This is a genomic window from Streptomyces wedmorensis, from assembly GCF_000716445.1.
GTDB classification, from domain to species: domain Bacteria; phylum Actinomycetota; class Actinomycetes; order Streptomycetales; family Streptomycetaceae; genus Streptomyces; species Streptomyces wedmorensis.
In genome coordinates, this window is sequence record NZ_JNWK01000024.1 from 95,981 (window position 1) to 117,391 (window position 21,411).

Annotated in this window: 18 protein-coding genes; 11 read left to right on the forward strand and 7 right to left on the reverse strand. The window is 73.2% G+C overall.

Annotated features, from left to right (window positions below; translation table 11 throughout):
* Window positions 1–180 precede the first annotated feature (180 nt).
* From OO54_RS20505 to OO54_RS20520, 4 genes are all read left to right on the forward strand, one after another.
* The gene (locus tag OO54_RS20505) at window positions 181–1,257 is read left to right on the forward strand and encodes a quaternary amine ABC transporter ATP-binding protein (protein ID WP_033205018.1); all 1,077 of its coding nucleotides are present in this window, start codon (window positions 181–183) and stop codon (window positions 1,255–1,257) included.
* The gene (locus OO54_RS20510) at window positions 1,250–3,055 is read left to right on the forward strand and encodes an ABC transporter permease/substrate binding protein (protein WP_033205019.1); all 1,806 of its coding nucleotides are present in this window, start codon (window positions 1,250–1,252) and stop codon (window positions 3,053–3,055) included. The genes OO54_RS20505 and OO54_RS20510 overlap by 8 nt, the downstream gene beginning before the upstream one ends.
* A 185-nt stretch (window positions 3,056–3,240) precedes the next feature.
* Complete coding sequence (locus tag OO54_RS20515; protein WP_033205021.1) at window positions 3,241–3,798, forward strand: helix-turn-helix domain-containing protein; 558 nt, start codon at window positions 3,241–3,243, stop codon at window positions 3,796–3,798.
* Complete coding sequence (locus OO54_RS20520) at window positions 3,795–4,541, forward strand: helical backbone metal receptor (RefSeq protein ID WP_033205023.1); 747 nt, start codon at window positions 3,795–3,797, stop codon at window positions 4,539–4,541. The genes OO54_RS20515 and OO54_RS20520 overlap by 4 nt, the downstream gene beginning before the upstream one ends.
* Here OO54_RS20520 and OO54_RS20525 read toward each other — a convergent pair.
* Window positions 4,468–5,649 carry a TDT family transporter gene (locus OO54_RS20525; protein ID WP_033205025.1) on the reverse strand — a complete coding sequence of 394 codons (1,182 nt, stop codon included), beginning with the start codon at window positions 5,647–5,649 and terminating at the stop codon, window positions 4,468–4,470. The genes OO54_RS20520 and OO54_RS20525 overlap by 74 nt on opposite strands.
* Window positions 5,650–5,719: 70 nt before the next feature.
* Between OO54_RS20525 and OO54_RS20530 the strand changes: the two genes are divergently transcribed.
* Complete coding sequence (locus OO54_RS20530; RefSeq protein WP_234439410.1) at window positions 5,720–6,724, forward strand: LysR family transcriptional regulator; 1,005 nt, start codon at window positions 5,720–5,722, stop codon at window positions 6,722–6,724.
* A gap of 59 nt (window positions 6,725–6,783) precedes the next feature.
* Here the strand turns inward: OO54_RS20530 and OO54_RS20535 are convergent, their stop codons facing one another.
* Window positions 6,784–8,418, reverse strand: coding sequence for an amidohydrolase (locus OO54_RS20535; RefSeq protein ID WP_033205028.1), 1,635 nt, complete (start codon window positions 8,416–8,418; stop codon window positions 6,784–6,786).
* Between the two features lie 170 nt (window positions 8,419–8,588).
* Window positions 8,589–9,287 (reverse strand): TetR/AcrR family transcriptional regulator, encoded by a 699-nt coding sequence (locus OO54_RS20540; RefSeq protein WP_033205030.1) that lies wholly within the window; start codon window positions 9,285–9,287, stop codon window positions 8,589–8,591.
* 69 nt (window positions 9,288–9,356) lie between these two features.
* Between OO54_RS20540 and OO54_RS20545 the strand changes: the two genes are divergently transcribed.
* The gene (locus OO54_RS20545) at window positions 9,357–10,811 is read left to right on the forward strand and encodes a purine-cytosine permease family protein (protein ID WP_033205032.1); all 1,455 of its coding nucleotides are present in this window, start codon (window positions 9,357–9,359) and stop codon (window positions 10,809–10,811) included.
* Window positions 10,808–11,935, forward strand: a complete 1,128-nt coding sequence (locus OO54_RS20550; RefSeq protein WP_051787047.1) for a C45 family autoproteolytic acyltransferase/hydrolase — start codon at window positions 10,808–10,810, stop codon at window positions 11,933–11,935. The genes OO54_RS20545 and OO54_RS20550 overlap by 4 nt, the downstream gene beginning before the upstream one ends.
* Here the strand turns inward: OO54_RS20550 and OO54_RS20555 are convergent.
* The 3 genes from OO54_RS20555 to OO54_RS20565 form a co-directional block, all read right to left on the reverse strand.
* A complete protein-coding gene (locus OO54_RS20555) occupies window positions 11,916–12,662 on the reverse strand; it encodes a gamma-glutamyl-gamma-aminobutyrate hydrolase family protein (RefSeq protein WP_033205034.1) in 747 nt (248 codons plus the stop codon). The two genes, OO54_RS20550 and OO54_RS20555, sit on opposite strands and share 20 nt — an antisense overlap.
* Before the next feature lie 45 nt (window positions 12,663–12,707).
* Window positions 12,708–14,153, reverse strand: coding sequence for an ethanolamine permease (gene eat, locus OO54_RS20560; protein ID WP_033205036.1), 1,446 nt, complete (start codon window positions 14,151–14,153; stop codon window positions 12,708–12,710).
* Between the two features lie 118 nt (window positions 14,154–14,271).
* A complete protein-coding gene (locus OO54_RS20565) occupies window positions 14,272–15,000 on the reverse strand; it encodes a FadR/GntR family transcriptional regulator (protein WP_017241722.1) in 729 nt (242 codons plus the stop codon).
* An 89-nt stretch (window positions 15,001–15,089) separates the two neighbouring features.
* On the opposite strand from OO54_RS20565, the gene OO54_RS20570 reads away from it, so the two are divergent.
* The 4 genes from OO54_RS20570 to OO54_RS20585 all read left to right on the forward strand — a co-directional run bounded on the left by OO54_RS20570 (window position 15,090) and on the right by OO54_RS20585 (window position 19,972).
* A complete protein-coding gene (locus OO54_RS20570) occupies window positions 15,090–16,454 on the forward strand; it encodes a glutamine synthetase family protein (RefSeq protein WP_017241723.1) in 1,365 nt (454 codons plus the stop codon).
* Between the two features lie 38 nt (window positions 16,455–16,492).
* Window positions 16,493–17,857, forward strand: coding sequence for an aldehyde dehydrogenase family protein (locus OO54_RS20575; protein WP_033205038.1), 1,365 nt, complete (start codon window positions 16,493–16,495; stop codon window positions 17,855–17,857).
* Window positions 17,854–18,636, forward strand: a complete 783-nt coding sequence (locus tag OO54_RS20580; protein ID WP_017241725.1) for a 3-oxoacyl-ACP reductase — start codon at window positions 17,854–17,856, stop codon at window positions 18,634–18,636. The genes OO54_RS20575 and OO54_RS20580 overlap by 4 nt, the downstream gene beginning before the upstream one ends.
* An 88-nt stretch (window positions 18,637–18,724) precedes the next feature.
* Window positions 18,725–19,972 (forward strand): haloacid dehalogenase-like hydrolase, encoded by a 1,248-nt coding sequence (locus OO54_RS20585; RefSeq protein WP_033205040.1) that lies wholly within the window; start codon window positions 18,725–18,727, stop codon window positions 19,970–19,972.
* Window positions 19,973–19,980: 8 nt separating this feature from the next.
* Here OO54_RS20585 and OO54_RS20590 read toward each other — a convergent pair whose 3' ends face one another.
* The gene (locus tag OO54_RS20590; RefSeq protein WP_033205041.1) at window positions 19,981–21,183 is read right to left on the reverse strand and encodes an amino acid deaminase/aldolase; all 1,203 of its coding nucleotides are present in this window, start codon (window positions 21,181–21,183) and stop codon (window positions 19,981–19,983) included.
* Window positions 21,184–21,411 lie beyond the last annotated feature (228 nt).

Genomic DNA, 21,411 nt, shown 5'->3' on the forward strand with positions numbered 1-21,411 from the left:
GTGTCACCTTTGCGTTTGCACCTGGTGGCGCCGGGCAGGCGGGAGCCCGGAGCGGACCCGGTACGGGATTCAACAAAGAAGTCCTCGTACGCGACGGGCCGCGGGCCGATCCCGCCCGCTCCACGGCCCGGCCGCGCGGGGGTGGCGGGGCCGTTCTTCATCGCTACCCGTGAGGTGTATGTGTCCAGGCTCCAGGCCGACCACCTGTACAAGGTGTTCGGCAGACGACCCGACGAAGCCGTCCGCAGGCTCGCCGACGGCGCCGACCGCGAGGAACTGCGGGCCGAGGGGACGACGGCGGCCGTCGTCGACGCCGGCTTCACCGTCGAACCCGGCCAGATCTTCGTCGTGATGGGCCTGTCCGGCTCCGGGAAGTCCACCCTCCTGCGCATGCTCAACGGCCTGCTCGAACCCACCGCGGGCCGGGTCCTCTTCGACGGTCGCGACCTCACCGCGCTCTCCCCCCGCGAGCTCCGCGCCGTCCGCGCCCGCAAGATCAGCATGGTCTTCCAGCACTTCGCGCTGTTCCCGCACCGAAACGTCCTGGAGAACGCCGCGTACGGCCTGGAGGTACAGGGCGTCCCGCGCGCCGAGCGCGAGACCCGCGCCGCCGAGGCGCTCGAACTCTGCGGGCTCGGCGGCTGGGAGAAGTCCTGGCCCGACGAGCTGTCCGGCGGCATGCAGCAGCGCGTCGGCCTGGCCCGCGCGCTCGCCACCGACGCCGACCTGCTCCTCATGGACGAGTCGTTCAGCGCGCTCGACCCGCTGATCCGCCGTGACATGCAGGACCAGCTCCTCGTCCTCCAGCAGCGCCTGAAGAAGACCATCGTCTTCATCACCCACGACCTCAACGAGGCCATGCGCCTCGGCGACCGGATCGCCGTCATGCGCAACGGCCGGATCGTCCAGCTCGGCACGGCGGAGGACATCCTCGTCCGCCCCGCCGACGACTACGTCGCCTCCTTCATCCAGGACGTCGACCGCTCCCGGGTGCTCACCGCCTCCGCCGTCATGACGGACGACGCCCCCACGACGGACTGCCCCGCCGACTGCGCCTGCCGGGCCGTCGGACCCGACACGCTCGTCGCGGACCTGTGCGCCGTCGCCGCCCTGGCCCCGCACCCCGTGACCGTCGAGGACGCCGACGGCACCGTCCTCGGAGTCGTACCGCCGGAACGCCTCCTCGCCGTCATGGGCGGCGGCGGTGCGACGGACGCCCCGTCCGCCGAGGTCCGGGAGGTGACCGCCGGTGCCTAGGCTCCCCCTCGGCCAGTGGGTCGACAGCTCGGTCGACTGGCTCCAGGCGCAGTTCTCCTGGCTCTTCGACGCCGTCAGCACCGGCGTCACCGGCCTGTACGACGGCATCGACGCCGTCCTGTCCGCCCCCCAGCCGCTGCTGCTCGCCGGCATCCTCGCCGTCGTCGCCTGGTGGCTGCGCGGACTCGCCGCCGCCGTCCTGGCGTTCGCGGGTTTCTGCCTCGTGGACTCCGTGCAGCTGTGGGACGAGGCCATGGCGACGCTCTCGCTCGTGCTCGTCTCGACCCTCGTGACGCTGGTGATCGCCGTCCCGCTCGGCATCTGGGCGGCCCGGTCGAAGACGGTCAGCGCCGTGCTGCGGCCCGTCCTCGACTTCATGCAGACCATGCCGGCGATGGTCTACCTCATCCCCGGCATCATCTTCTTCGGCGTCGGCGTCGTCCCCGGCATCATCGCCACGATCGTCTTCGCGCTGCCGCCCGGCGTCCGGATGACCGAGCTCGGCATCCGGCAGGTCGACGGCGAACTCGTCGAGGCCGCCGAGGCATTCGGCACCACTCCGCGCGACACCCTGCTGCGCGTGCAGCTGCCGCTCGCCCTGCCGACGATCATGGCCGGCGTCAACCAGGTCATCATGCTCGGCCTGTCCATGGTCGTCATCGCGGGCATGGTCGGCGGCGGCGGGCTCGGCGGCGCGGTCTACCGGGCCATCGGCAACGTCGACATCGGCCTCGGCTTCGAGGCCGGCGTCTCCATCGTCGTCCTCGCCATGTACCTGGACCGGATGACCGGCGCGCTCGGCCGCCAGGTCTCCCCGCTGGGCCGCCGCGCCGCCGCCAAGGCCCGCGCCGTGCTGGGCGCGAAGCGGCCCGGCGCCAAGCTCTGGGCCCACCGCCCGCAGCCCGTCACCGCCCTCGTCGGCGTCGTCGTCCTCGCCCTCGTCGCGGGCGGCACGGGCTTCCTCGGCAGCTCCGGCAGCGCCTCCGCCTCGGGCCCGAACGGCGGCGACGGCAAGAAGATCAGCATCGGCTACATCCCCTGGGACGAGGGCATCGCCTCCACGTACCTCTGGAAGGAACTCCTGGAGCGGCGCGGCTACGAGGTCGACACCAGGCAGCTGGAGGCCGGCGCCCTCTACACCGGCCTGGCCGGCGGGCAGCTCGACTTCCAGACCGACGCCTGGCTGCCCGTCACGCACGAGCAGTACTGGGCCAAGTACCGGAACAAGCTGGAGGACCTCGGCTCCTGGTACGGCCCCACCTCGCTGGAGCTGGCGGTCCCCTCGTACGTGAAGGGCGTCGACTCGCTCGCCGACCTCAAGGGCAAGGCCGGGCAGTTCAAGGGCCGGATCGTCGGCATCGAGCCGAGCGCCGGAATGATGGGCATCCTGAAGGACAAGGTCCTCAAGGAGTACGGCCTGGAGGGCGAGTACGAGGTCGTCGACGGCTCCACGCCCGGCATGCTCGCCGAGCTGAAGCGCGCCTACGAGCGCAAGGAACCGGTCGTCGTCACCCTCTGGTCGCCGCACTGGGCCTACTCCCAGCACGACCTGAGGAAGCTCGCCGACCCCAAGGGCTCCTGGGGCAAGGGCGACGGCGTCCACACCCTCGCCCGCAAGGGCTTCGCCGCCGAGAACCCCGAGGTCGGTGCCTGGCTGAAGAACTTCCAGCTGACCGAGAAGCAGCTCACGGACCTCGAATCGGTCATCCAGGAGACCGGCAAGGGCAAGGAGCAGCAGGCCGTCCGCACCTGGCTGGACCGCAACCCCGGGCTGGCGGAGAAGCTCGCCCCGAGGTAGCCGTCGGAGCCCGTCCGACGGACGGTTCGTGACTCCTGTCCGAAAAGGGGTGGTCGCCGAGCGTGCTCGGCGACCACCCCTTTTCCACACGACGAGAAACCCCGCCCCAAAGCTGCGTAAGGTTCAGGTAACCGACCGGTACACCGGTACGAGGGACCACGACAGGTACGAGGGAGGGAGCCGACATGGACGAGAAGGAATCACCCCGCGTGGGCGCGGCCGTCAAGAGGCGCCGAAGAGCGCTCCAGCTCACCCTGGCCGTCGTCTCCTCCCGCAGCGGCCTCTCCGTGCCCTTCCTCAGCCAGGTCGAGAACGACCGCGCCAGACCGAGCCGCCGCTCCCTGGAACTGGTCGCCGGAGCCCTGGAGACGACGGCCGGTGAACTCCTGGCCGCCGCCGAGGCCTCCCGCACCGTCGACGTCGTACGGTCCGGGGAAAGCCCCGAGGCCCCCGCCCTGCCCGTCGGCATCCGGCAGCTCGTCCGGGGCCGCCACCAGCTGCACGCCCTGGAGTTCACCGGCGAGCAGGACGCCGGACGCGAGTTCCAGCACCGCAACGACGAGCTGCTGTACGTGGCCGACGGCGCGGCCGAGGTCGAGGCCGAGGGCCGCGCGTACCGGCTCGGCCGCGGCGACACCCTCTACCTCTCCGGCGGGGTGCGGCACCGCTGGCGGGCCACGGAGCCCGGCACGCGGCTGCTCGTCGTCGCCGTCGCCGAACACGTCGAGGCCGAGGAGGAGTGAGCGCCCGCCCGAGGGTCGTCTCCCTCGTCCCGTCCCTGACCGAGGCGGTCGCCGTCACCCTGCCCGGCGTCCTCGTCGGCGCGACGGACTGGTGCAGCCACCCCGCGGGCCTCGACGTCGTGCGGATCGGCGGCACCAAGAACCCCGACGTCGTGGCGATCACCGCACTCCGGCCCGACCTCGTCCTCGCCAACGAGGAGGAGAACCGGGCACCCGACCTCGACGCGCTGCGCGCCGCCGGCATCGAGGTCCTCGTCACCGAGATCCGCACCCTCGACCAAGGCCTGCGGGAGCTCGCACGGGTCCTCGCCGCGTGCGGCGCACCCCGCAGGCCCCGCTGGCTCGACGACGCCGAGGCCGCCTGGGAGGCCGTGACACCGGTGGGGCCCGCGCCGGACGGAACGCCGCTCACCGCCGTCGTGCCCATCTGGCGCCGCCCCTGGATGGTCGTGGGCCGTGACACCTTCGCCGGCGACCTGCTCGCCCGGCTCGGCGTCCGCAACCTGTACGGCGACCACCCCGAGCGCTATCCGCGCATCCCGCTCGACGAACTCCGGGCCGCCGCCCCCGGCCTCGTCGTCCTGCCCGACGAGCCCTACCGCTTCACGCCCGACGACGGCCCCGAGGCCTTCCCCGGGACCGCCGCCGCGCTCGTCGAGGGGCGCCTGCTCACCTGGTACGGGCCGTCGCTGGCCGAGGCCCCGCAGGCGCTGGCCCGGGACCTGCGAGCAGCGCTCCGCTGACCAGCCCGCGCGCGGTGTGGAATCCGGCCACCAGCCAGGCCGCGACGAGGAGCACGTACAGGCCGATCGCGAGCCACCGGAAGGCGGCGAGGCCGGTGTGCTGGGCGAGCCCCTCGGCGCCGGTCACGCAGGTGCCGACCGGGAAGGTGAAGGCCCAGAAGGTCATCGCGAAGCCCATGCCCTTCCGCCGGGCCCGCAGCACCATCGCCGCGGCGAGTGCCAGCCACAGCAGCGCGAAGCCCATCACGGGCACCCCGTAGAGGACGGCGAAGGCGGCGAAGCCGTGGGCGTACGGCTCGGGCAGCACGCCCGGGGCCGCGTCGGCGAACTTGTTCGCCGCGGTCGTCGACTGCCCCAGCGGTCCGAGGACCAGGAAGAGGGTCGGGGTCAGCGCGAGCGGCAGCGGGCCGCCGGTGACCAGCCGCCCGAAGACCAGCGGCAGCATCACCAGGGTCGCGAGCAGGCTGACGCCGAACATCGCGTAGCAGGCGATCAGCAGGGTCTGCTGGGCCTGCCCGGCGGGCAGATGGGGCACGAGGAGCGGGCCGAGGGCGGCCGAGACCATGGGCGCGACGACCGGAAGCAGCCACACCGGGGACGCGCTCTCGATCCGGTGGTGCACCACCATCAGGTACGGGACGGCCACCGCGGCCACCAGGCCGATTACCGTGCCGACCGTGAACAGGACGGTGTCGAGGGCGAGCGCCGCCGGGAGTCCGATCCAGTCCCGGCCCACGATCACGGCTCCGCCGCCGACCGCGAGCAGTGCCATCGAGAGGCACCCGTAGAACGGCGCCACGGCCGGGTCCAGGAGGTGGGCGCGGGCCTGGTCCCGATGCCGGGCCCAGTGCAGCGCACGGGCCCCGACCAGGGCGGACAGCATCACCAGCGACAGCACCCACACCGCCGCACAGACCGTCCGGAGACCCGGGACGTCCACCGGCAGCGTGGCGCCCGCGTTGGCGACGATCGCCGTACCCATCACGGAGGCGTACCAGTTGGGTCCGAGGTGACGGACGGAACGGGCCGGGCCGGCCGGCCGGGCGCCGGGGGTGGTGGCGCGGAGGACCGGACGGGGGGCCGAGCGTGGTGTTGCGAGGCTTGCCATGCCCCCACCGTCGTCCCCTTCCGCCGCCCCCACCAGGGATCATGCGGCTATGACGTCATAAGCTGGCTTTATGAGCAGGGAGACGCGCGGGCCACGAGCGGCCGACGGGGGACAGGGGGCGCACGGGCGCCGAGGTGCGCGCGAGGCCCAGGCGGAGCACGGCGGTGAGCCGCGGGGTCACCTCTCCCACCGGGTGCCGGACCTCGGTGCGCTCGAACTGCTCCTCGCCGTCGCCCGGCACGGCAGCCTGGGCGCGGCGGCCCGCGAGGTGGGGATCACCCAGCCCGCCGCGAGCAGCCGGATCCGTTCCATGGAACGGCAGCTCGGGGTGGCCCTGGTCGACCGCTCGCCGCGCGGCTCGCGGCTCACCGACGCGGGCGCGCTCGTGACCGACTGGGCCCGCCGGATCGTGGAGGCGGCGGAGGCCTTCGACGTGGGCGCGCAGGCGCTGCGCGGACGCCGGGACTCGCGGCTCAGGGTGGCCGCGTCCATGACGATCGCCGAGTACCTGCTGCCGGGCTGGCTGATCGCGCTCCGCGCCCAGCGCCCGGACACCGCCGTGTCGCTCCAGGCCGGGAACTCGGCCGCCGTCGCCGAACGCCTCTTCGCGGGCGACGCCGACGTCGGCTTCGTCGAGGGCCTCGCCGTGCCGGACGGCCTCGACGGGGTGGTCGTCGCCCACGACCGGCTCGTCCTCGTCGTCGCCCCCTCCCACCCCTGGGCCCGCCGCCGAGGTCCCCTCGACCCGGCGGAACTCGCCGCGACCCCGCTCGTCCTGCGGGAACGCGGCTCAGGCACCCGGCAGGTCCTCGACGCGGCGCTCTCCGGCCACGGCGGCCTCGCCCAGCCGCTCCTCGAACTCGCCTCCACCACCGCGGTGAAGGCCGCCGCGGTGAGCGGGGCGGGGCCCGCCGTCCTCAGCGAGCTCGCGATCACCGAGGAGCTGGCCTCGCGCCGCCTCGTCGCCATCCCGGTGGACGGCGTCCTCCTCCGCCGCGACCTCCGCGCGGTGTGGCCCGCCGGCCACCGCCCCACGGGCCCGGCCCGTGACCTGCTGTCACTGACGAGGAGCTGACCCCGCGCCCTCTCCCGCGAACCGGGCGCGAGCGTGGCGCCCGCACGGTGACGGCCCCGTCAGAGGTCCGCCGCGCGGAACGTCACCCGGCCGTCCACGACCGTGAGGCGGACGGGGACGTCCGGAAGGTCCGTCGACGGCGTCGTCAGCGGGTCGGCGGCGAGGACCGTCAGGTCGGCGCGGTAGCCGGGAACGAGGCGGCCCGCCTCGTGCTCCTCACCGGCGGCGTAGGCCGGCGCCGTGGTCATGCCGCGCAGCGCCTCAAGGGCGGTGAGAGCCTGCTCGGGCCCGTGCGGCGCCTGGGCGAGGTCGCGGCTGGGGCGACGGTGGCGGGCGCCGGCCATCACGCCGAGCGGCGGGAAGGGGGCGATCGGCCAGTCCGAGCCGAGGACCACGGTGGCGCCGGAGTCCGCGAGGTCGCGGCAGCGCCACGCGCGCGAGGCGCGCTCCTCGCCGAGGCGGCGCGACCAGTTGTCGGTGTGGTCGGCTCGGGTGAAGTCGCAGCAGTGGGTGGGCTGCATCGACGCGAGGACGCCGAGTTCGGCGAAGCGGCGCAGGGTGTCGTCCGGCACCGTCTCGATGTGCTCGACCCGGTGCCGCACCCCGTCGGGGGCCCCGCCCGATGCCTGGGCCTTGGCGACGGAGTCGAGGACGTGCCGGACGGCCGCGTCGCCGATGGCGTGCGTCGCGGTGGGCACGCCCGCCCGGTGCAGCTCGCCCACGATGTGGGTGTACGCGGCGGGGTCCGGCCAGAACGCGTGCGTCGACTCGCCGTGGCAGTCGGGGCGTTCCAGCCAAGCCGTGCCGTTGTCGACGGTCCCGTCCATGAAGAGCTTCACGCCCGCGACCCGCCACAGCGACCCGCCCGTGCCCTGCTGCTCGATCAGGCCGCGCACGCCGTCCGCGTCGGTGCCCGGCTGGCACCAGGGCGCGACCCGCAGCCGCAGCGGCAGGTCGCCGGCCGCGTCGAGGTCCCCGTACAGCGCGAGGCTCTCGCCGTTCGCGTCCATCGCGTGCCCGCCGGTCAGTCCGGCCGCCGCCATGGAGCGCAGCGCCGCGGCGAGCCGCTCGCGGCTCTCCTCGCGCGTCGGGCGCGGCGCGACCCGCTCGACGAGCTCGCAGGCGGCGTCCTCCTGGAGGAGGCCCGTCGGGCGCCCCGCCGCGTCGCAGACGACCTCGGCCGACGCCTGGGCGAAAGTGCGCGGTCCGTCGACCCCGGCGAGTTCGAGCGCGCGGCGGCTGGCCAGCGCCGAGTGGGCGTCGAAGAGCAGCAGGAAGGCGGGGATCCCGTCCAGTACGGCGTCGAACGGGGCGATCCCCATCGGCAGGTCGCCGAAGACGTTCGGGTCGAGGCCCCAGCCGAACAGCCACTCGCCGCGCCCGAGGGACCGGGCCTCCCGCGCGAGCGCCGACCGTACGTCGTCGAGGTCGGCGCAGTACGACAGGTCGAGTCCGTGCGTCAGTTCCGCGCCCGAGACCGGGTGCACGTGCCCGTCGACGAGCCCCGGCGTGACCACGGCCCCCTTGAGGTCGACGACCGTCGTGGCCGGACCGGCCAGTGCCCGGATCTCACGGTCGTCGCCCAGGGCCGCGATCCGGCCGTCGTCGGAGACGGCGAGCGCCGTCTCCGGCAGGAAAGCCCCCGTACCGGGGTCGAGCAGACGGGCGGAGAGCAGGACGAGTCGGGTGCGCACGGGGGCTCCAGGGGTGCGGAAACGGGGGAGGGGGGAGGGGAGGGCGGGGGCAGGTGGGGCGACGGCGCTCGATCCGACGGACCTGCGGACTACGACGGATCCGGCGGACCCGCGGACTACGAAGGATCCGACGGACCCGCGGACTACGAAGGATCCGACGGACCCGCGGACTACGAAGGATCCGGCGAGTCCACGGTCGGCGTCGGTTCCGCGCGGGCCGGAGTCGGCTCCGTGAGGGCCGGGACCTCGGTCAGGGCTCCGTACGGCAGGCCGAGGACGCGTTCCGCCGTGGTGACGGCCATGCGGGTCACGGCCTCGGGGCGGTTGCTGCGGTCGGTGCTGGCGTGGGCGCCGAGGCCGTCGATGACCACGAGGATCTGGATGGCGGCGGCGCGCGGGTCGTCGGTGCGGAACTCGCCGCTGTCGACGCCGTCCTGGATGACCGCCTGCAGGCGGTCGTCGGAGGCGAGTTCCTGCTCGGCGACGCGGTCGCGGAGGACGGGCCGGTAGCGGCTGAGGTGGCGCGCGTTGATCCAGAGACGGCTGATGTCGTCGTACGCGTCGCCGGCGGAGAGGGCGAAGTAGCGGGCGAGGTACTGCGTGGGGGTGCCGTGCGGCCGCTCGGCGGGCAGCAGGGCGTCGAGCTCGCCGGTGGAGGCCACGCTGAAGGCCTCGGCCACCAGGTCCTCCGCCGAGGGGAAGTAGTGGCTGATCAGACCGGGCCGCACGGCGAGCTCGTCGGCGATCCGACGGAGGGTGATGCACTCGAGCCCCTCCGTCAGGGCGACGCGGGCCGCGGTCTCCACGATCTCGGCCCGTCGGGCTTCCGGGGATTTCCGAATTCGCTTGCGCTGGACGCTTGACGACATACCCGGGATGCTATTGAGTGTGCGACCAATAAGCAACCAGGTGGGCACCACACGCATCCGGAGGGCCGCATGGCTTCCACGATTCCCGACCCGCTCCCACGCTCCGAGGGCGCCCGGGTCGCCCCGTCGGCCACCGACCGGCCCGGCCGCATCGAGGCCCACGGCATCGACCACATCCCCGACGGCGAACGCCACGGACACCCCCGCGAGCTCTTCTCCGTGTGGGCCGCCGCCAACGTCAACTACCTCAGCCTCGTCATCGGCGGCGCCCTCGTCCTGATGGGCCTCACCCTGTGGCAGGCCGTCGCCGTGATCGTCGTCGGCAACCTGTTCTGGCTGTTCACCGGTCTCCTCGCCACCTCCGGACCGGCGGCGGGCGCGCCCAGCGAGGTGATCACCCGCGCCCTGTACGGCGTCATCGGCAACCGTGTGAACAACGCGATCGGCGGCTGGCTCGTCTCCGTCTGCTACTTCGCGCTCAACCTCGCCGCCGCGGCCACCGCCGCCTTCGCGCTCGTCGAGAAGACCGGCATCACGGCGAACACCCCCGTCAAGGTGGCCGTCATCGTGGTCATCGCCGCGCTCACCCTGGCCATCAGCGTCTACGGGCACGCACTGATCATCAAGCTCTACCTGCCGATCACACTGATCCTGGCCGGCATCTTCACCGTGGTGGCGTTCGCCGTCTTCCGGCACGCCGACTTCTCGTACGCCCCCGCCACGAAGCTCGAAGGCGTCGAGCTCTGGGGGCTCCTGCTCGCGGGCACCACGATGATCGCCTCCGGCCCGCTGTCGTACACCACCAGCGCCGACTTCTCCCGCTACCTGCCCCGGACGTCCTCGAAGAAGGCGATCATCGGCTGGACCGCCTTCGGCGCCTTCCTGCCCAGCGTCGTCGTCTGTTCGCTCGGCGCGTTCGCGGCCACCGCCGTCGACATGACCGACCCGCAGACGGCGCTCCAGACGATCCTCCCCGGCTGGTTCACCCCCGTCTTCCTGCTCGCCCTGGTCCTCGGCACGATCTCCATCAACGCCCTGACCGCCTACAGCGCGGGCCTCGCCCTCCAGGCCGTCGGCCTGCGCATCCGCCGGACCGTCAGCGTGCTCTTCGACGGCGCCGCCGCCGTCGCCCTGACCCTCTACGGCCTGCTGGTCTCCAACTTCCTGGACACGGTCAGCAACGCCCTCCAGGTGATCGTGGTCCTCATCGGCCCCCTGATGGCCGTCTACGCCACCGACATCGTGCTGCGCCGCTGCCGTTACGACGGGGGCGCGCTCTCGGACGAGACCCCCGGCAGCGCCTTCTGGTACACCGCCGGCGTCAACCCGGCCGGCGCCCTCGCCGTCGTCGTGGGCGTCACCGCGGCCTCCCTCTGCGTCAACACCCTCTACACGGGCCCGATCGCCACCGCCCTCGACGGCGTCGACCTCTCCCTCCCCGTCGGCATGGTCGTCTCCGCGGTCCTCTACGCCGTCCTCATGCGCAACGACCGCACCGCCCTCGCCGCCCGGACGCGCGCGTGACCGGCCGTACGGTCCTCCGGATCACCGGGGACACCCCGAGGCGCCGCGGCGAGGACCGAGGCCGCCGGGCCGCCGCCGCCATCGCGCGCGCGTGGCGCGTCTACGACGAACTCTTCGCGACCGTCGCCGCAGGAAGCGCAGGAAGCGCAGGAAGCGTTGCAAGCGCCGGGATCTCCGGAGCCGCCCGCTCCCTGGAGGTGCGAGCCCTCGCCCTGCGCACCGCCGACGCCACCCGGGCGTGGGCGCCGGAGCTGGTGGAGGAGATGGAAGGGGTCGCCGAGGGGGCGGGACTCCCGTTCTGGACGGTCGTCGCGCTCAACGCGCGCACCGAGATCCTCGCCGAGGCCGGCGCGCCCCGCGCCGGCGAGTGCTCGACGCTCGTCCGGACCGGCCTCCGGACCACCGGCGGACAGTGCTGGGACTGGCATGAGGAACTGGCCGGGGCCTGGCACCTCCAGACCGTGACCGGCGACGCCCAGGGGTTCGCGGGGATCACCGAGCACGGCATCCTCGCCAAGATCGGTGTCAACGACGCCGGGGTGGGCGTCCTCTTCAACATCCTCGGCCACGCGGAGGACGCGGCCACCGGCGTCCCCGTCCACCTGGTCGCCCGTCAGGTGCTGGGCACCGCAGGGTCGTTCGCGGAGGCGGTCGGGATCCTCACGGGCGCCCCCGTCTCGGCCTCCACGGTCATCACCGTGGTGACGGCCGACCGGGCGGCCTCCGTGGAACTCGCCCCCGCGGGTTCGGCGGTGGTCGAGCCCGACGAGCGGGGCTGGCTGACCCGCACCAACCACTTCCTGGACCCGTCGCTCACCGCCGGCGAACTGCGCGGGCGCAGGGAACCGGAGACGTACGACCGGCACCGCCTGCTCACGCGGCGGGTCCTCGGCCACCCCGGGCCGCTCGACCCCGAGGCGCTCGTGAAGCTGCTCGCCGCCCACCGCGACGACGGCGCCGAGGTCTGCTGCCACGCCCCCGCCGAGGGGACGCTCGGCAGCCGGTGGGCCACGCTCGCCACGGTCGCGGTCGACCCGGCGGAGCGGCGCCTCCTGGTCCACGACGGCGGGCCCTGCACGGCAGGTCCGTCGACCTGGACTCCGCTCACGGCACCGGCGCGCTGACGAGGGCGTCGACGGGCCCACTCGCCCCCGGGACCGGCACCGCCCGTCGTGCCCGCGCCGCCTCCACGAGCCCCCGCATCACCCGCGGGTCCTCGCCCATCTCCGGGTGCCACTGCACGCCGAGGGCCCAGGCCGGGGCGGCCAGTTCGACCGCCTCCACCGTGCCGTCCTCCGCGTGCGCGGAGACGGTGAGACCGGTTCCGAGCCGGTCGACGGCCTGGTGGTGGTAGGTCGGGACCTCGGCGAGCTCGGGCACGAGGGAGGCGTACAGGGTGCCCGGCACGGGCTTGACCGCGTGCCGGCCGATCACGCCGACCGCCTCGACGTGCCCGTCGAGGTGCTGCACGAGCGTCCCGCCGAGCGCCACGTTCATCAGCTGCATCCCCCGGCAGATCCCGAGCAGCGGGGTGCCGGACGCCAGCGCCGCGTCGATCAACGCCAGCTCCCAGGCGTCCCGGGCGCGGGCGGGCGGGCCGGTACGGGGGTCGGGCTCGGCCCCGTACCGTACGGGCTCGACGTCCGCCCCGCCCGCGACGACCAGACCGTCGAGCCGGGCCACGACCGCCGCGGCGGCCTCCGGTCCGTCCGGCGGCAGCATCACCGCGAGCCCGCCGCCCTCCCGGACGAGCCCCGGGTAGCGGGCGGGGAGCAGCGCGGCCTCCATGTCCCACACGCCCCAGCGGGCCTGGTCCAGATAGGTGGTCACGCCGATGAGCGGCTTGGACACGTGCTTCCTCCAGAGGTGCGGACAGAGGGGTGGAGCGGATTCCGGTCAGTCGCGTTCGAGCTCGGCCTCCGCCGCGGCGAGCGCCGCGAACTCCTCCTCGGGCGCGCCGGCCACCAGATGGTGCCGACTGTAGAACGCGAAGTAGGCGAGGGCGATCACGTACACCCCGAGCGCCATGAACGCAGCCGTCCGGTCCACCAGGAAGGTCGCGACGAGCGCCGACAGGGCGAGGACGAAGGCCACGGACGAGGTCACGATTCCCCCGGGCGTGCGGTACGGCCGGTGCAGCCCCGGCTCCCGGCGCCGCAGCACGATGTGGGAGAGCGCCATCAGCGCGTACGAGATGGTGGCGCCGAACACCGCGATGTTCAGCATCCGCGCCCCGTTCCCGGTCCCGGCGGCGAGCGCGAAGCCGATCGCGCCCGGGATGAGCAGCCCCAGGTACGGAGACTTGCGGCGGCTGGTCAGGGACAGGAACCGGGGCAGGTACCCGGCCCGGGAGAGGGCGAACAGCTGGCGCGATCCGGCGTAGATGAGGGAGAAGAAGGAGGCGACCAGGCCCGCGAGCCCCGCGTAGTTCACGAACCGGCTCAGCGCCGTCGGCTCCCCGTCGCCCTGCAGCGCCACGACCAGCGGGTTTCCGGCCTCCTGGACGGCCGCCGAGCCGCGCGCACCGGTGGCGGCGAGGAACGTCACGACGGCGAGAAGCACCAGGATCCCCATGGAGATCGCGAGCGCCCTCGGCATCGACCGCACCGGGTCCTTCGCCTCCTCGGCGGCGAGCGGCACGCCCTCCACGCCGAGGAAGAACCACATGCCGAAGGGGAACGCGGCCCAGATCCCGAGGAGGCCGAAGGGCAGCCAGGAGTTCGATCCGAAGGCCTCGCCGTCGACGGGGATGTCGTTCAGGCCGTCGACGTGGAAGTCGGTGAGCGCGCCGAGCGCGAAGACGACGAGGGCCGCGACCGCGATCGCCGTGACGATCAGGCTGAAGCGCAGCGCCTCGCCCACGCCCCACAGGTGGATCCCGATGAACAGCGCGAAGCACACCAGGTAGACCGGCCAGCCCGACTCGAGCCCGAAGAGGCCGAGGGACTCGACGTAGTCGCCGATGAAGATCGAGATCGCGGCGGGCGCGAGGACGTACTCGATGAGGATCGCGGTGCCGGTGAGGAACCCGCCCCAGGTGCCGAGCGCCCGGCGCGCGAAGCCGTAACCGCCACCGGCGGTGGGCAGGATCGCGGAGAGTTCGGCGAGTGCGAAGACCAGGCAGGCGTACATGGCGCCCATCAGGACGGTGGCGACGGCCAGTCCGCCGAAGCCGCCCTTCGACAGGCCGATGTTCCAGCCGGAGAAGTCCCCGGACACGACGTACGCGACGCCGAGCCCGGTGAGGAGCAGCCAGCCCGCGCTGCCGCGGCGCAGCGCCCGGCGCTCCAGATAGTCGTCCTTCGGCGGGGCGGTGCCCCCGGTGGTGTCTTCGAGCGTCATGGCAGCGTCAGCTCCCCGCAACGGGCCCAATGGATTGGAGCCATACCTTTGCGGTGGCCGACGGGGGAGCGCAACCCCCGTGCGTTACTTTCGGGTTACGCCCCCGGGGGCGCCGGGCTCACGTCAGGAACCCCCGCAGCAGCGCCGCCGTGCCCGCGCAGTGCTCCCGCATCACCTCGCGCGCCGCGTCCGCGTCCCCGTCGAGCACCGCCTCCACCAGCGCGGTGTGCTGGTGCTGGGAGTGCTCCAGGTTGCGTACGAGCAGGGGGATGCAGTCCAGGAGGTCGTTCACCGTCGCCCGGACGGCGGCGTACTGGGCGGTCAGCGTCGGCGAGCCGGAGAGCTCGGCGAGCGTGAGGTGCAGCAGGGTGTCCTGGCGGCGGTAATCGGCCAGCGGGGCGTCCCGGGTCGCCGTCACGGCGGTCCGCAGCCGCTCGGCGCCCGCCGCGTCGAGGCCGTGGGCCGCGCAGAGCCCGGCGGCCCCCACCTCCAGGACCTCACGGAAGCGCAGGGTGTCCTCCATGTCGACCGAGGCGATCCGGCGGCGCAGCTCGTCCTCGTCGGCGGTCTGGACGCGGGGCAGCACGAACGTTCCGCCGTACCGGCCGCGCCGGCTCTCCACGAGCCCCTGTTCCTGGAGGACCTTGAGGACCTCGCGCAGGGTCACCCGGCTGATCCCCATCCGGTCGGCGAGCTCCCGCTCGGCGGGCAGCCGCTCGCCGCCGGGCACGAGCCCGAGCCGCACCACCTGGAGGATCTGCTCCAGTGCCTCCTCGAAGCCGTTGCCCGCCCGCACCGGCCGCAGCACGGGCGTCAGCCGGTCCGCCGATTCACTCGTACTGGCCACGTTCTCGTTTCCCCTTCTCCAACACTTCCCAAGCAATGGTCTTCGGCAATACCTTATGACTCCCGGCAGGCCGAAGGAGGAGCAATCCCGTGGCAGTCCGCACACCCCCGCTCACCGTCGAGGAGCTGCGCGCCCTCGTCGCGAGCGGCGAGATCGACACCGTCGTCCTGGCCTTCCCCGACATGCAGGGACGGCTCCAGGGCAAGCGGTTCGCCGCACCGTTCTTCCTGGACGAGGTCCTCGGCCACGGCACCGAGGGCTGCAACTATCTTCTGGCAGTCGACACCGAGATGAACACCGTCGACGGCTACGAGATGTCCTCCTGGGACCGCGGCTACGGCGACTTCGCGATGCACCCCGACCTCACCACCCTCCGCCGGCTGCCCTGGAACGAGGCCACCGCGATGGTGACGGCCGACCTCGCCTGGGGCGACGGCACCCCGGTCGTCGCCGCGCCCCGCCAGATCCTCCGCCGCCAGCTGGACCGCCTCGCCGAGCTCGGTCTCACCGCCCACGTCGGCACGGAACTCGAGTTCATCGTCTTCCGGGACAGCTACGAGCAGGCCTGGGACGCGAACTACCGCGACCTCACCCCCGCCAACCAGTACAACATCGACTACTCCGTCCTGGGCACCGGACGCATCGAGCCCCTGCTGCGCCGCATCCGCAACGAGATGACCGGCGCCGGACTCACCGTGGAATCCGCCAAGGGCGAGTGCAACCCCGGCCAGCACGAGATCGCCTTCAAGTACGACGAGGCCCTCGTCACCTGCGACCAGCACGCCGTCTACAAGACGGGCGCCAAGGAGATCGCCGCCCAGGAGGGCTACTCGCTCACCTTCATGGCGAAGTACAACGAGCGCGAGGGCAACTCCTGCCACATCCACCTCTCCCTCCAGAACGCGGCCGGCGAGAACGTGATGGCCGGCGACGACGCGCACGGCATGTCCGAGACCATGCGGCACTTCCTAGCCGGACAACTCGCCGCCCTCCGCGACTTCTCCCTCCTCTACGCCCCCAACATCAACTCCTACAAGCGGTTCCAGCCCGGCTCCTTCGCGCCCACCGCAGTCGCCTGGGGCCACGACAACCGCACCTGCTCCCTCCGGATCGTCGGGCACGGCCGCTCCACCCGCTTCGAGAACCGCCTCCCCGGCGGCGACGTCAACCCGTACCTCGCCGTCGCCGGCCTGATCGCCGCCGGCCTGTACGGCATCGAGCAGCGCCTCGAACTGCCCCCGCCCTGCACCGGCAACGCGTACACCGCCGAGTACGCGCACGTCCCCACCACCCTGCGCGAGGCCGCCGAACTCTGGGAGACCAGCGAGATCGCCAAGGCCGCCTTCGGCGCCGAGGTCGTCGCCCACTACCGCAACATGGCCCGCGTCGAACTCGACGCCTACGACGCCGCGGTGACCGACTGGGAACTGCGCCGCTCCTTCGAACGCCACTGACCCGACGCCGCCGCACGAACGCCACCGAGAGGAAAGAGTTGCTCCAGGTACTGAACCCGGCGACCGAGGAGCCGGTCGCCACCGTCCCCGCCGCCACACCGGCCGACGTCGACGCCGCCGTCGCCCGCGCCACCACCGCCCAGCGCGGCTGGGCCGCCGCCGCCCCCGCCGACCGCGCCCGGCTGCTCCGCCGCTTCGCCGCCGTCGTCGACGACCACGTCGAGGAGCTCGCCCGCCTGGAGGTCACCGAGGCCGGGCACACCATCGGCAACGCCCGCTGGGAGGCAGGCAACGTCCGCGACCTGCTCGACTTCGCCGCCGGGGGAGTGGAGCGGCTCAACGGCCGCCAGATCCCGGTCGCCGGCGGCCTCGACGTCACCATCCTCGAACCGCTCGGGGTCGTCGGCGTCATCGCCCCCTGGAACTTCCCCATGCCGATCGCCGCCTGGGCCACCGCACCCGCCCTCGCCGCCGGCAACGCGGTCCTCCTCAAGCCCGCCGAGACGACCCCGCTCACCGCGCTGCGCCTCGCCGAGCTCGCCCTGGAGGCCGGCCTTCCCGAGGGCCTCTTCCAGGTCCTCCCCGGCACCGGCCCGGTCGCGGGCAACGCCCTCGTCGAACACCCCGGCATCGCCAAGATCGTCTTCACCGGCTCCACCCGCGTCGGCAAGGGCATCATGGCCAAGTGCGCCGACCAGGTGAAGCGGCTCACCCTCGAACTCGGCGGCAAGAGCCCCAACATCGTCTTCGCCGACGCGGACCTGGAGGCCGCCGCGGCCGCGGCCCCGATGTCCTTCCTCGACAACAGCGGCCAGGACTGCTGCGCCCGCACCCGCATCCTCGTCCAGCGGAGCGCGTACGACCGCTTCCTGGAGCTCCTCACCCCCGCCATCGAGGAGATCGTCGTCGGCGACCCCGCCGACGAGCGCACCCAGATGGGCCCGCTCATCTCCCGCGCCCAGCTCGACCGCGTCCGCTCCTACGTCACCGACGACCTCGAAGGCATCCGGGGCAAGGCGCCCGAGGGCCCCGGCTTCTGGTTCCCGCCGACCGTCCTCACCGGCCTCGCCGAGGACGCGCCCTGCGCCGTCGAGGAGATCTTCGGCCCCGTCGCCGTCGTTCTCCCGTTCGAGGACGAGGCCGACGCGATCCGCCTCGCCAACGCCACGGAGTACGGCCTGTCCGGCTCGATCTGGACCCGGGACGTCGGCCGCGCCCTGCGCGCCTCCCGCGCCGTCCGGGCCGGCAACCTCTCCGTCAACTCCCACTCCAGCGTCCGCTACTGGACCCCGTTCGGCGGCTACCGGCAGTCCGGCCTCGGCCGCGAACTCGGCCCCGACGCCCTGACCGCCTTCACCGAAACCAAGAACGTCTTCATCAGCACGGAAGGCCCCGCACTGTGAGCAACGAGATCATCTGCCGCCGCCTGGTCGGCCGCACCGCCGTCATCACCGGAGCCGGCAGCGGCATCGGCCTCGCCACCGCCCGCCGCCTCGCCTCCGAGGGCGCCCACGTCGTCTGCGGCGACATCGACGAGACCGCGGGCAAGGCCGCCGCGGAGGAGGTCGGCGGCATCTTCGTCCGGGTCGACGTCACGGACCCGGAGGAGGTCGAGAACCTCTTCAAGGTCGCCTTCGACACCTATGGCTCCGTCGACATCGCCTTCAACAACGCCGGCATCTCGCCCCCCGACGACGACTCCATCCTGGAGACCGGCCTCGAGGCGTGGAAGCGCGTCCAGGACGTCAACCTCACCTCCGTCTACCTCTGCTGCAAGGCGGCACTGCCCTACATGCGCCGCCAGGGCAAGGGCTCCATCATCAACACCGCCTCCTTCGTCGCGATCATGGGCGCGGCCACCAGCCAGATCTCCTACACCGCGTCCAAGGGCGGCGTGCTCGCCATGTCCCGCGAACTCGGCGTCCAGTTCGCCCGCGAGGGCATCCGCGTCAACGCCCTCTGCCCCGGACCGGTCAACACCCCGCTCCTCCGGGAACTGTTCGCCAAGGACCCCGAGCGGGCCGCGCGCCGCCTCGTCCACATCCCCGTCGGCCGCTTCGCCGAGGCCGAGGAGATCGCCGCCGCCGTCGCCTTCCTCGCGAGCGACGACTCCTCCTTCGTCAACGCCAGCGACTTCCTCGTCGACGGCGGCATCTCCGGGGCGTACGTCACCCCCCTCTAGGCCCTCGCCGCCGCCACCCCTCCCCCCCCCACCCGACAGCCGGGCGTCGCAAGGCGCCCGGCTGTCGCGCACCCCCAGGAGAACGTCCATGAACGACAAACTCCGCGCCTCCGCCGCGGCGGCCGCCCTCGCCCTCGCCGCCACCGGCCTCCTCCCCGCGGCCGCCGAGGCCGGCCCCGCCGCATGCCCCACCCTGAAGACCTCCGACGGCTGGTACGGCGAGAACAAGGCGCGCATCGACGCGCTGATCGCCGACCACTGCCACGACGAGGACGGCCGCAAGCCGCTCGCGGTCTTCGACTGGGACAACACCGTCGTCAAGAACGACGTCGGCGACGCCACCTTCTACTGGCTGCTCCGCAACGACCGGATACGCCCGCCCCGCGCCGGCGACTGGTCCACCACCAGTCGCCACCTCACCCCCGAGGCCGCGACCGCCCTCGGCGAGGCCTGCCCCACCGGCGTGCGCACGCTCCCCACGGCCACCGACACGGACTGCGCCGACGAACTGCTCGCCGTGTACGGATCGGGCACGACCACCGGCGGGAAGACCGCCTTCACCGGCCACGACCACCGCCGCATGGAGCCCCAGTACGCCTGGCTCGCCCAGCTCCTGCACGGCTGGACCACTCGCCAGGTCGAATCCTTCGCCGCCGCGGCCCGCGCCGAGAACCTCGCCGCCCCCCAGGGCGCCACCCAGCAGGTCGGCACCTCCCGCGTCACCGGCTGGGTCCGCTACTACGAGCAGCAGCGCGACCTCATCGGCGCCCTCCAGCGCGCCGGGTTCGACGTCCGGATCGTCTCCGCCTCACCCGAACCCGTCGTCGACGTCTGGGCGAAGGGCGTCGGCGTCGACCCCTCCCACACCCTCGGCATCCGCAACACCACCGACCAAGGCCGCCTCACCAGCCACCTCAAGGGCTGCGGCACCGTCCGGGACGGCGAGGACACGATGATCACCTACATCGACGGCAAGCGCTGCTGGATCAACCAGGACGTCCTCGGCGTCCGCGGCCCCGCCGCCGAACGCGTCCAGCCCGCCGCCCGCCGCCAGGTCTTCGCCGCCGGCGACTCCGACACCGACGTCACCTTCCTGCGGGACGCCACCGGCCTGCGCCTGGTCCTCAACCGCAACAAGAACGAACTCATGTGCCGGGCCTACGACAACGGCGACGGCCGCTGGATCGTCAACCCCATGTTCATCGAGCCCAGGAAACAGAAGCCCGCTCCCTACCCCTGCGCCACCACCGGCTACACGGCGACCGACGGCACCCCCCAGCCGGTCCGACGCCCCGACGGCAGCGTCGTACCGGACCAGCAGGACACGGTGTTCTAACCCCCGCTCTAGAGGAACGTCATCCCCTCGCCGCGGTACGTGGGCACGGTCGCCGTGACGCGGTCGCCCTCGACGAGGTGCAGGCTGTCGAACCGCTCGCACAGCTCCCCGGCCTTGGCGTGCCGGAACCAGACCTTGTCGCCGATGCGCAGATCGTCGGCGGGGGAGCCGAGCAGCGGGGTCTGCACCTCGCCGGGACCCTCCTGGGAGTCGTACCGCAGGCCCTCGGGGAGGTACGGGACGGGCAGCCGGTCCGGCCCGGGGGCACCCGACGCCGGGTAGCCGCCGCCGAGCACCGTCACCACGCCGACGCCGGGGCGGCGGACCACCGGTTGGGCGAAGAGCGCGGCCGGGCGGCCGTTGAAGGACGTGTAGTTGTCGAAGAGGCGCGGTACGAAGAGCCCCGAACCGGCGGCGATCTCGGTCACCGCGTCCTCGGCGGCCGTGTGCTGCACGCTCCCGGTGCCGCCGCCGTTCACGAACTCCAGGTCCGGCGCCACCGCCCGGACGGCCCGCACCACGGCCGCCCTGCGGTCCGCGAGCTCCTTGCGCGCGGCCGACTGCATCAGCCGGATCGCCCGCGACCGCAGCGGCCGGCCCGCGACCGCGTCCCCGACACCCGCCACGTGCCCCTCGTACGCCATGATCCCGACCAGCCGGAAACCGGGGCGCCGCACCACGGAACGGGCCAGCTCGGCCAGCTGGGCGGGCTCCCTCAGCGGGGAGCGCCGGGCACCGACCCTTATCCGCCCCCCGAGCAGCTGCAGCGCCGTGTCCAGCTCCAGGCAGACCCGGACCTCCTCCGTCCCGCCCGCGCGGGAGGCGTCGATCAGATCGAGCTGCGCCACGTCGTCGACCATCACCGTCACGGCGGCCGCCAGCTTCGGGTCCCGCGCCAGCTCCCCGAACCCGGAACGGTCCGCCGACGGGTACGCGAGCAGCACGTCCTCGAACCCGGCTCGGGCCAGCCACAGAGACTCGTCGAGCGTGAACGACATGATCCCCGCGAAGCCCTCCCGCGCCAGCACCCGTTCGAGCAGCGCCCGGCACCGCACGGACTTGCTCGCCACCCGCACCGGCTTGCCCCCGGCCCGGCGCACCAGGTCCGCCGCGTTGGCGTCGAAGGCCTCCAGGTCGACGATCGCCACCGGCGCGTCGAGTTCAGCGGTGGCCCGGTCGTAACGGGCCCGGTCGGCGGCACGCGGAGTCATGGCCCGAGCTTGCCAGACAGGTTTACGGGTGGGTAGCCCCTGGGTTCCCGCGCGGTGGGGAACAGCCCGTAGAGTGGCGGGCATTGTCGACACGAGCAGGACACGAGCAGGGGGACGGGCATGACCGCCGAACACCGCCCCACCCCTTCCCGCATCACCGACGCCCTCCTGCCCACCCCACCGGCCCCGGCCACCCCACCGGCCCCGGCCACCCCACCGGCTCCGGCC

Bases quoted from the DNA above. Each gene is read 5' to 3' on its own strand.
- OO54_RS20540 (WP_033205030.1), bottom strand. From the start codon at position 9,287: ATGTCGTCAAGCGTCCAGCGCAAGCGAATTCGGAAATCCCCGGAAGCC.
- OO54_RS20545 (WP_033205032.1), top strand. From the start codon at position 9,357: ATGGCTTCCACGATTCCCGACCCGCTCCCACGCTCCGAGGGCGCCCGG.
- OO54_RS20515 (WP_033205021.1), top strand. From the start codon at position 3,241: ATGGACGAGAAGGAATCACCCCGCGTGGGCGCGGCCGTCAAGAGGCGC.
- OO54_RS20525 (WP_033205025.1), bottom strand. From the start codon at position 5,649: ATGGCAAGCCTCGCAACACCACGCTCGGCCCCCCGTCCGGTCCTCCGC.
- eat (WP_033205036.1), bottom strand. From the start codon at position 14,153: ATGACGCTCGAAGACACCACCGGGGGCACCGCCCCGCCGAAGGACGAC.
- OO54_RS20590 (WP_033205041.1), bottom strand. From the start codon at position 21,183: ATGACTCCGCGTGCCGCCGACCGGGCCCGTTACGACCGGGCCACCGCT.
- OO54_RS20530 (WP_234439410.1), top strand. From the start codon at position 5,720: ATGAGCAGGGAGACGCGCGGGCCACGAGCGGCCGACGGGGGACAGGGG.
- OO54_RS20585 (WP_033205040.1), top strand. From the start codon at position 18,725: ATGAACGACAAACTCCGCGCCTCCGCCGCGGCGGCCGCCCTCGCCCTC.